The sequence below is a fragment of the Guyparkeria sp. genome (genome assembly GCF_041687595.1).
Taxonomy (GTDB): domain Bacteria; phylum Pseudomonadota; class Gammaproteobacteria; order Halothiobacillales; family Halothiobacillaceae; genus Guyparkeria.
Window position 1 is genome coordinate 1 of record NZ_JAWLBP010000094.1, and the last position, 3,029, is coordinate 3,029.

General features: G+C 65.0%; 3 protein-coding genes. All 3 read right to left on the reverse strand.

What is annotated here, in order from left to right:
- Positions 1-754, reverse strand: a 754-nt coding sequence (locus ACESL5_RS09675) for an oxaloacetate decarboxylase (RefSeq protein WP_372592571.1), incomplete at its 3' end; no start/stop codon positions are given.
- A 184-nt stretch (positions 755-938) separates the two neighbouring features.
- On the reverse strand, positions 939-1,406 hold the full coding sequence (locus tag ACESL5_RS09680; RefSeq protein ID WP_372592572.1) for a DsrE family protein: 468 nt from the start codon (positions 1,404-1,406) through the stop codon (positions 939-941).
- Between the two features lie 209 nt (positions 1,407-1,615).
- Complete coding sequence (locus tag ACESL5_RS09685) at positions 1,616-2,992, reverse strand: DEAD/DEAH box helicase (protein ID WP_372592573.1); 1,377 nt, start codon at positions 2,990-2,992, stop codon at positions 1,616-1,618.
- Positions 2,993-3,029 lie beyond the last annotated feature (37 nt).

Consider the following 3,029-nt stretch of genomic DNA (forward strand, 5'->3'; position numbering starts at 1 on the left):
CGGCAATTGAGCGCGCCGCTTGCATAAAGCCACCCCATGCGGCTCGTGCCAACGCGCCGCCGAGACTGATGCGCCTGACACCGAGGTCCGCGAGATCCTGCACGGACAGATCGCTGTCCCAGCCGATCAGCACATTTACCGGCTCGGGTGCGACGGCGGACACGACGGCACGAATTTCGTCACGCGTTTTGATGCCGGGTGCGTAGAGGCAGTCCGCCCCGGCATCCGCGTAGGCTGTCAGGCGCAGGAGGGTGTCATCGAGGTCGGGGCGGCCGACGAAGAAGTTCTCCGCCCGACCGACCAGCAACGTGTCACCGCCTTTCGCATCAATCGCGGCACGCGCTGCCCTGATTCGCTCAACCGACTCGCCGATTGCCCGCAGCGGCTTGTTCGGGTCACCGGTCGAATCTTCGATGGAAATGCCCGCCACCCCGGTTTCCACCGCCAACCCCACGCTTTCAGTCACGCCGTCAGCGGTCTCCGCGAATCCGCTCTCGAAATCCGCGTTGACGGGCAGTCCGGTGGCGTCAACCATTGCGCGCATGTGGGCCAGGGTCTCGGCTCGCGAGAGCTGTCCATCGGCACGCCCGCAGGACCAGGCGTAGCCGGAACTCGTTGTCGCCAACGCCTTGAACCCGAGCCCTGCCAGGATCTTCGCACTACCGGCATCCCACGGATTCGGCAGCACAAAACAGCCCGACCGGTGCAATTCACGGAAAGCTGCGCGTTTTTGGGAAACACAGGGAGGTGTCATGGAGTCACCTTACGAGTTGGTTGATACGCCATGCATGGCTGAGTCGCCCCACGGGCTCCTGACACTCGCGAGCCGGTTGAAATAGCGGGCCGCGACCGGCTTGGGAGACATGCCGCCTACCCCATGACGGTTTCGGGAGGGGAGGCACACCCCGTTACGCGGTTCCAGATCAAGGAGGCCGCGATCACTTCATGTAGGCATAGCCCTCGTGCTGCAACTCGATGATCTCGGCGTCGGCCATGGGCACCACGTTGACGAAACCATGCACGTCCTCGGGCTCGACGTCGTGGAGCGCGGCGGCGGCCGCACACATGCGGTACTCGATGTTGCCGGCGACGGTGAGCGACTGGGCGCGCTCCATCAGCTCCTTGTTCTCCTGATATTTCTCGGCGGTGAACAGCGGGATCTCGTCGCCGTGCAGGACCACCACGATATGCGCGTCGAACACGTCACCGGCGTATTCGTTGTTCAGGTGGCTGACCCGCCCGATGATGCTGTTCAGCGCCTCGGCATCGGCAGCCGCCACGTCGTAGACGACCTTGTCGGGCTGGTAGTCCTTTTCGGTCAGCTCGGCCGTGCCCCAGGGGCGGTTATCGCTGGCCATGACCACCACCGGCAGCAGGCAGGCAAACAGCAAGGCACGCTTGATCATCGGTTCCTCCTCGAATCCCTGAGGGATTGTTGTGTGCTCCCTTCCGACGGTAGCCGACCAGAAGGGCAATACCAATTACTTTGTCTGTTATTCGATAAGTCCCTACCTAACCAAGCGCAGGCCCTGAAACGCAAAACGCCCGGCTGATGAGCCGGGCGTTCTATGTCGTGTCGTAACGTCGGCCGAGGCCGAGGAATTAGCGGGGAGCCTTAGCGGTTACCGCTGCGACCACCGCCGCCGCGGCCACCACGGCCACCGGGACGACCGCCCGGGCCACGACCGCCGCCACCGGGGCCGCGTCCCTGGCCGCCGCCGGGACCGCCACGACCACGCGGACCGCCCTGGCCACCACCGGGACGACCACCGCCACCACGGCGACCGCCCCCGGCGTTGTTACGACCGTTCGGGATCGGCTCGGGCTTGGCGTTCGGGTCCGGCTCGAAGCCGGGCACGACGTGGCGGGTGAACTTCTGCTTGGTCAGGCGCTCGATGCCGGCCAGGAGCTTGTGCTCGTCGATGCAGACCAGCGAGATCGCCTCGCCGGACTCGCCCGCGCGACCCGTACGGCCGATGCGGTGGACGTAGTCCTCGGCAACGTTCGGCAGCTCGAAGTTGACCACGTAGGGCAGCTGGGCGATGTCGATGCCGCGCGCGGCGATGTCGGTGGCCACCAGTACGCGGATCGAACCGTTCTTGAACGATTCCAGCGCCTTGGTGCGGGCCGTCTGGCTCTTGTTGCCGTGGATGGCCATCGCCGGGATGTCACGCTTGGACAGGTACTCGGCCAGGCGGTTGGCGCCGTGCTTGGTGCGGGTGAACACCAGCACCTGCTGCCAGTCCTGGTCGATCAGCAGCTCGGCGAGCAGCTCGCGCTTCTTGTCGCGATCGACCTCGTAGACCGACTGGCTGACCGCCTCGACGGTGGTGTTGCGCGGCGTGACGGAGATCTCGGCCGGGCTGTCGAGCAGCTTGCCTGCCAGGGTGCGGATCTCGTCGGAGAAGGTGGCGGAGAACAGCAGGTTCTGGCGCTCTTCCGGCACGATCTTGAGGATCTTCTTGATGTCGTGGATGAAGCCCATGTCGAGCATGCGGTCGGCTTCGTCCAGCACCAGGACTTCAACCTGGGAAAGATCGACGGTGCGCTGGCTCTGGTGATCCAGCAGACGCCCCGGCGTGGCGACGAGGATGTCGACGCCCTTCTTGAGCTTGTCGATCTGCGGGTTGATGCCCACACCACCGAACATGACCATCGACTTGAGCGGCAGGTGGTGGCCGTAGTCGAGCACGCTCTGCTCGACCTGAGCGGCCAGCTCACGTGTCGGGGTGAGGATCAGCGCACGGATCGGACGCTTTCCGCCCTTGTGGCCGCCTTCCGGGTGCGTCTCCATCAGGCGCTCGAGCAACGGCAGGGTAAAGCCGGCGGTCTTGCCGGTACCGGTCTGCGCCGCGGCGAGCAGGTCCTTGCCGGACAGTACGGCAGGGATGGCCTGGGCCTGGATGGGGGTGGGTTCGGTGTAGCCGCGCTCTTCGATGGCGCGCTGGAGTTCCGGGCGAAGGCCCAGTTCTGAAAACAACATAGAAATGATTTTCCTTGGGGGACGAGAACGCTCAGCGCATGGAGGC

Bases quoted from the DNA above. Each gene is read 5' to 3' on its own strand.
- ACESL5_RS09680 (WP_372592572.1), bottom strand. From the start codon at position 1,406: ATGATCAAGCGTGCCTTGCTGTTTGCCTGCCTGCTGCCGGTGGTGGTC.